This is a genomic window from Bradyrhizobium sp. PRIMUS42, from assembly GCF_023006515.1.
Lineage (GTDB): Bacteria > Pseudomonadota > Alphaproteobacteria > Rhizobiales > Xanthobacteraceae > Bradyrhizobium.
The window spans coordinates 1-223 of the sequence record NZ_JALBGZ010001678.1 but is presented as its reverse complement, the minus strand read 5'-3'; the positions used below and the strand labels follow the sequence as shown (position 1 = coordinate 223).

Below are 223 nucleotides of genomic sequence, written 5' to 3'. Positions count from 1 at the left end.
ATCTCTCCTTACGCCTTCGGCTGGAAGTTCGGGTGGATGACGGCGCCGTCCTTGGTCAGGGCGGTGGCCTTGACGAGCTCATCGTCCCAGTTCACGGCGAGCTTCTTCTCCGTCTTGTCGACCATGGTCTCGATGAAGGAGAACAGATTGCGTGCGTAGAGGCTGGAGGCCGAGGCCGCGACGCGGCCGGCGACGTTGGTGTAGCCGACGATCTTGATGCCAT

Annotated in this window: 1 pseudogene; it reads right to left on the bottom strand. The window is 61.9% G+C overall.

The features are described from left to right. Positions 1-8: 8 nt before the first annotated feature. Positions 9-223: pseudogene (locus tag MOV75_RS42255) on the bottom strand (NAD(P)(+) transhydrogenase (Re/Si-specific) subunit alpha); the annotation flags it as partial.